1 protein-coding gene is annotated in these 7,048 nt (G+C 70.5%); it reads right to left on the bottom strand.

Annotated features, from left to right (window positions below):
• A partial coding sequence (locus tag ADY01_RS30375; RefSeq protein WP_049579877.1) for a type I polyketide synthase occupies nucleotides 1-7,048 on the bottom strand: 7,048 nt, incomplete at both ends.

The raw sequence follows: 7,048 nt of genomic DNA on the forward strand, positions 1-7,048 counted from the left end.
GGGTCGGGGTGGTAGAGCTTGTCGACGTCCCAGTTCCGGTCCTGCGGGAAGCCGGAGAGCGCGTCGCGCTCCTCCGTAACCAGTTGCCACAGTTCCTCGGGGGTGTTGACGCCGCCGGGCAGGCGGGTGCTCATGGCGATGATGGCGATCGGCTCGTTGAGGTCCGCGGACACGGCAGGTCCGGATGGGACGACTCCAGCCGGCAGGTTCGCGGCTTCCTCACCGAGCAGTTCGGTGCGCAGGTGCCGGGCGAGGGCGGAAGGGGTCGGGTAGTCGAAGGCAAGGCTGCTGGGGAGGCTCATGCCGGTGAAGTCGTGCAACCGGTTGCGGAGTTTGACGGCGCTGAGGGAATCGAAACCGAGATCCTTGAAAGGCTGCTTCTCGTCGAGGGCTTCTGCGCTGGTGTGGCCGAGAACGACGGCCGCGCTCTCCTTCACGAGGTCCAGCAGGACGCGCTGCTGTTCGGTGGCTCCAAGCGCGGCGAGCCGGTCGGCCAGCGATCCGCTCTCGGCGGCCGGACGTCCCACAACCCGTCGGGCGAACGGACCGTCCTCCGTCGCCCGTGCCTCGCGAAGAGCGGGGGTGCCGAGCGCGGCGGCGACAACGGTGCTGTCGATGCGGCCCAGGGTCAGTGGTCCGAGCGCGGCGACTGGTTCGCCCGTGTGGTCGGCGAGCTCCACGAGGTGGCGTCCGCCCTCCACAGGCGTGGCCCGCAGCCGCAGGGCGGTGGCGCCCTCGGCGTACACGGCCAGGTCGGCGCAGTGGGTGAGATCGCGCTCACTCTCACCGGTGCGGCCGGCCAGGAGGCGAAGGACGGTGTCGAGGAGTGCGGGATGGAGGGTGAACCCCGCGGCCTCATCGACGAGTTCCGGAGGCAGGGAGACGTCGGCGAAGAGCGGGCCGTCTTGTTCCGCCAGGCCGTGTATTCCGCGTACCCCGCGGATGTCGAGGAGGTCCGCCGGGGCGTCGGCTCCGGTGGCCGGCCAGGTGCGCAAGTCGAAGGATGGCGTGGGCAGGCCGGGCCGGAGCAGTGCGTGGGCGTGGCGCGTCCAGGTGCTGTCCTCGTCCCCGGCCCGCCTGCTGTGGACGACGACCGGGCGCAGCCCGTCCCGGCGGGGGGCATCGACGTGGACACGGAGCTGGAGGTGGCCGTGTTCGGGCACGGTCAGCGGGGTGTCGATGATGATCTGCTCGACGGCGCCGCTTCCCGCCTCGGTTCCGGCGTGGACCAGCAGGTCGAGGAGTACGGCGGCCACCACGGTATCGGTGCCGGGATCGAGGAGCCGACCGAGGGCACGCCGGTCGAGCCGCCCGGTGAACACCACACGGGTACCGCCGTCGCTTACCGGGCTGATGTGGTCGTCGTCGGGGATCTCGACTGCCGTGCCGAGAAGCGGGTGCCCGGTGGGGCGGACGCCGAGCGCCTCGGCGTCGGTAGCGACGGTCTCGGGCTCTACCCAGTACCGCTGGTGCTGGAAGGCGTACGTGGGCAACTCGGTACCGATCGCCGTGGCCGGGGTGCCGAGGAGAGCAGACCAGTCGATGTCCGTGCCGCGGACATGCAGTTCGGCGAGTGCGGTGAGGACGGCGGCCTCCTCTGACCCGTCCTCGCTCAGGGTGGCGAAGCAGCCCTGGTGGTCCGTGCCGAGAGTGTCGAGGGCGAGGGCGGTCAGACCGCCGCCGGGTCCGACCTCCACGAGGGTTTCGGCGCCCTGGTCGCGCAGCGCGGTGACCGCGTCGGCGAACCGCACGGCATGGCGCACTTGGTCGGCCCAGTACTCCGGGGTGGCGAACTGGCCGTCCTTCGCAGGGGCACCGGTGAGCGTGGAGATGACGGGGATGGCGGCTGGGCGGGGACGCAGCCGGGCGATGACAGCTCGGAACTCGTCGAGCATGGGGGCCATCAGTGGTGAGTGGAAGGCATGACCGACCTTCAGGCGTTTGGTCTTCCGGCCCTGTTCGGCCAATCGCGCGGCCACGTCGAGGACGGTGTCCTCGGCACCGGAGAGCACGATGGCGCCGGGTCCGTTGACTGCGGCGATCGCGATCTCGCCCGTGGCCCCCTTCAGCAGTGGTGCCACCTCGGCCTCGGTCGCCTGTACGGCGACCATCGCGCCGCCCATGGGCAGGGTCTGCATCAACCGCGCGCGGGCGGCGACCAGTTCACCTGCCTCCGCCAGGTCAAGGACTCCGGCGGCATAGGCGGCAGAGATCTCGCCGACCGAGTGTCCGGCGACCAGGTCCGGACGTACACCCCAGGAGGCGAAGAGCTGGAACAGAGCGGTCTCCAGGGCGAAGAGACCTGCCTGCGTGTACAGGGTACGGTCGAGCAGTGCGGCCTCCGCCGTGCCGGGCTCGGCGAACACCACCTCGCGCAGCGGACGCTCCAGATGACCATCCAGGTGTCGTTCAACAGCCTCGCACGCGGCGGTGAAGGCGTTCCGGAAAAGCGTGTGTCGCTCAGCGAGTTCGCGGCCCATGCCGGCCCACTGGCTGCCCTGCCCGGTGAAGAGGAAGGCCAGCTTGCCCTCAGAGGGGCTGCCGGTGACGGTGCCGGCAGTAGGCGTGCCGTTGCCGAGCGCGCGCAGCGCATCGGCAAGCTGCTGCCGGTCGGTGGCCAGCAGGACCGCCCGGTGGTCGAGCTGGGCACGAGTGATGGCCAGCGCGTGCGCGGTGTCGGTAAGGGCCAGCTCAGGGCGCGCCTCGACGAAGCGAGCAAGGCGCCCGGCCTGGGCGCGCAGAGCCGCCGCTGTCCGGGCCGACACGGGCACGGGCAGAAGAGCGGAACCTGACGATACGAGATCTGTGGCGGGTGCCGCATCGGCAGCATGCACCTGGTCGGAGGCGGTTGCCGATCCGATGCCAGGTGCCAGTTCGTTCGTCGCCGCCCAGTCGGAGGCTTCAGCGTCCTCCACCGGCGCCTGCTGGATCACAATGTGCGCGTTGGTGCCACCGATACCGAAGGACGAGATGCCAGCGCGCCGCGGGTGCCCGGTCTCGGGCCACTGGCGAGTCTCTGCGAGCAGTTCCACCGCGCCCGTGGACCAGTCCACGTGCGTTGAGGGCCGGTCCACGTGCAGTGTGCGGGGCAAGACGCCGTGCCGCATCGCCATCACCATTTTGATGACGCCTGCCATACCTGCCGCGGCTTGCGTGTGCCCGATGTTGGACTTGACCGAGCCGAGCCACAGCGGGCGGTCGGCGGGTCGGCCCTGCCCGTAGGTAGCGAGCAATGCCTGCGCCTCGATTGGGTCACCGAGGACCGTTCCCGTGCCGTGGCCCTCGACCGCGTCCACATCCGATGTCGACAGACCGGCGTCGGCGAGCGCCTTGCGGATCACCCGCTGTTGTGAGAGTCCGTTCGGCGCCGTAAGTCCGTTGGACGCACCGTCCTGGTTGACCGCGGTGCCTCGGACCACCGCGAGGACCTGGTGACCGCGGCGGCGTGCGTCGGAGAGCCGTTCCACGAGGAGCACGCCGACGCCCTCGGACCAGCCGGTTCCGTCCGCCGCGTCGGCGAAGGCCTTGCAGTGGCCGTCCTGGGAGAGGCCGCGCTGCCGGGAGAACTCGACGAAGGTCTCCAGGTTGCCCATGACCATCACGCCGCCGGCGAGGGCCATGGAGCACTCGCCCTGCTGAAGTGCGCGGACCGCCATGTGGAGGGCGACGAGCGAGGACGAGCAGGCGGTGTCGATCGTGATGGCCGGGCCCTCGAAGCCGAACTGGTAGGCGATCCGGCCTGAGATGACGCTGCCGGAATTGCCGGTCAGGCGGAAGCCTTCGATGCCGGACGCGTGGTGCGTCCGTACGGTGTAGTCGTGGCTGTTGACGCCGGCGAAGACGCCGATGTCCTGCCCGGCGAGCCCGCTCGGGTCGATCGCGGCGCGTTCGAACGCCTCCCAGGAGGTTTCCAGGAGCAGCCGCTGCTGGGGGTCCATCGCGAGCGCCTCGTTCGGTGAGATCCCGAAGAAGGCAGCGTCGAAGCCGGTCGCATCGTCGAGGAACGCGCCGTGCCGTACGTAGGTCTTGCCGACGCTGTCAGGGTCGGCGTCGTAGTGCCGGTCGATGTCCCAGCCGCGGTCGTCGGGGAACTCTCCGATGGCGTCGTCGCCTTCGGCAACCAGCCTCCATAGGTCTTCAGGGCTCTCCACACCGCCGGGGAAGCGGCAGGCCATCGCGACAATGGCGATTGGATCGTCGGAGAGGGCAACCACCGTTTCGGTGGTGTGCTCCTCAGCGCTCCGCTCCTGGCCGTCGCCCCACTGTTCGTCGTCACCGAAGAGCCGTGCACGCAGGTGGTCGGCGAGCAGCGTCGGCTTCGGGTAGTCGAAGACGATGGTGGAAGAGAGGCTGAGAGCGGTCGCGGTCGCGAGCCGGTTGCGCAGCTCGACGGCGGTCAGCGAGTCGAAGCCGGCGTCCTTGAAGGCACGGTCGGCGCGGATGGCGTCAGCGCCGGAGTGGCCAAGCACCTGGGCGGCGTTCCGGCGGACGAGGTCCACCAGTGCCTCTGTGCACTCCCGCTTGCCCAGGCGGTCGAGCCGCTGACGCAGGGAGTCGGTTACGGCCGTGTGCGAGGACGCGGCCGCCGCGCGAGGAGCAGGCGCGAGGCCGCGCAGCAGCGGTGCTGCGGGAGTTCCGGCGCGGGCGGATGCCCTCAGTGCGGGCAGGTCGAACCGGGTGGCCACGAGCGCGGCAGGGGTCTCGTCGCCCGCCCGCAGGGCCGCGTCGAGGAGCGCCATGCCCTCGGCGGCGGAGAGCCCGACCATGCCGAGGCGCCGGGTGCGGTGCAGGTCTGTGGCACCGAGGTGTCGGGTCATGCCGCTGGCGTCGTTCCAGTAGCCCCATGCGAGGGAGATGCCGGGCAGGCCGGAGCGGTGGCGGTGGAGGGCGAGGGCGTCCAGGGAGGCATTGGCGGCGGCGTAGTTGCCCTGGCCGGGGTTACCGAGGACTCCGGCGGCGGAGGAGAACAGGACGAACGCCGCAAGATCGGCGTCCCGGGTCAGTTCGTGCAGATGCAGCGCGGCGTCAAGTTTCGGCCGCAGCACGGTGTCGAAACGCTCCGGAGTCAGAGCCGTGACCACACCGTCGTCGAGGACTCCGGCGGTGTGAACGACCGCGGTCAGCGGATGCGCATCCGGCACGGCGGCCAGGAGCGCCGCGACAGCGTCCCGGTCGGCGATGTCACACGCGGCGACGGTGACACTCGCGCCAAGATCGGTCAGTTCCTCGCACAGCGCCGCCGCCCCCTCGGCATCCGGCCCGCTCCGGCTGGCCAGCAGCACATGCCGTACACCGTGCTCGGTCACCAAGTGCCGGGCGAGGAGACTGCCGAGCGTCCCCGTCCCGCCAGTGACAAGAACGGTGCCATCGAGGTCGAGCTCGCGCCGGGGACCTTCGGCAAGCAGCGCCCGCTTCAGCCGAGGGACGAAGGCCACACCACCGCGCACACGGACTCGCGGCTCGCCAGTGGCCACCGCGAACCGCACGGCCTGCACGGCGTTCACGGCCGTCGCACTGCCGCTGTCCTCGGCATGGTCGCTCTCGACAACGACGATGCGGTCCGGGTGCTCCGACTGCGCCGAACGCAGCAGGCCCGACACAGCGGCCACCGTGACATCGTCCTCGGCGTCGGGCACGACCACGACGAGGCGGGTGTGCGCCAGGGCCGGTGCTGCCAGCCACGCCTGGACAACGGCCAACGCGGCGGCGACGGCCTCGCGCGGGTCGGCGGGCGCCTGCCCGGCCTCATACACCAGCAGGCCCGGCACCGCAGGACCGTCCGCCGCGAGGGCAGCAACATCTTCGGCATCAACGACGACCGCCGCAGTACCGGCGTCCTCAGCCATCTCACCCGAGGGAAGCGGAAGCTCAACCCAATCAACCTGGAACAGGCCGTCGGGAGCCGACGCATCCTCGCGCTCTGCCTTCTCGGGCGAGAACGGCTCGGCGACAACGACATCAGCGCACAACACGGGCGCGCCGGTGGCATGGCTGACCTCAAGGCGGGTCTCGCCAGTGGTGCTATGGGCCGCGCGTACCCGCACCGCCGCGGCGCCGGAGGCCAGCAAGGTCACCCCGCTCCACCGGGTCGCGATCACGTCCTCATCAGGGAACGCCGTTCGGACCGCTGCGTCGAGCAGCGCCGGGTGCAGCCCGTAGCGGTCGGCATCGCCGATCGCCTTGTCGAGGGCCACATCGGCTGCGGAGCTGCCTGCGGAGCTGCTGGTAGGCCACGTGGCGCCGGAAGTGGGCGGGGTCACCGGGCCGGGTGCCAATGTGCCGTGCGCGTGGCGTGTCCACACCGCCTCCAGGCCGGCGTTATCCGGGCGGGAGTACACCTCGACCGGCCGCCGCCCCCGCTCATCAGCCTCCCCCACGGTCATCTGCACGGCTCTGCCGCCCCGCAACGGCAACACGACGGGCCGCACCACGGTCAACTCCTCGACCACCGGACTGCCCACCTCGTCACCGAACCGGATGGCCAGCTCGACCAACGCCGCGCTCGGCACGACAACGACATCACCGACGCTGTGATCGCCCAGCCAGGGATGCGCGTCCACCGACCACCGCGAGGTCGTCATGAAACCACCGGAGTCCGGCCGGCCAACGATCGCCCCGATCAGCGGATGATCAGCACCCGCCTGACCAAGCGCGACAGCATCCACGGCAGGAGTAGAACGCAGCCAATAATGCTGATGATCGAAAGCGTAAGTCGGGAGATCGACCTGGGTGGCGGCGGCACTGGCCGGGAGGACACCCGCCCAGTCCACGACCACACCCCGGACGAACAGTTCGGCCATCGAGGTCAGCAACCGGCCCAGACCGCCCTCCTCACGGCGCAACGAACCACCGACCACGGCCTCCCTGTCGGCCTGGTCCACGATCTCGCTGACCGGCTGCACCAGAACCGGGTGAGCACTCGCCTCCACGAACACCGAGTAACCCTCACCCAGCAGGTCGGCGATGGCGGGACCGAAACGGACCTGGCCACGCAGGTTCCGGTACCAGTAACCACCGTCGAGGACACCCGCCTCCTTCACCCACTCAC

The organism is Streptomyces sp. SBT349 (genome assembly GCF_001083795.1).
GTDB lineage: Bacteria > Actinomycetota > Actinomycetes > Streptomycetales > Streptomycetaceae > Streptomyces.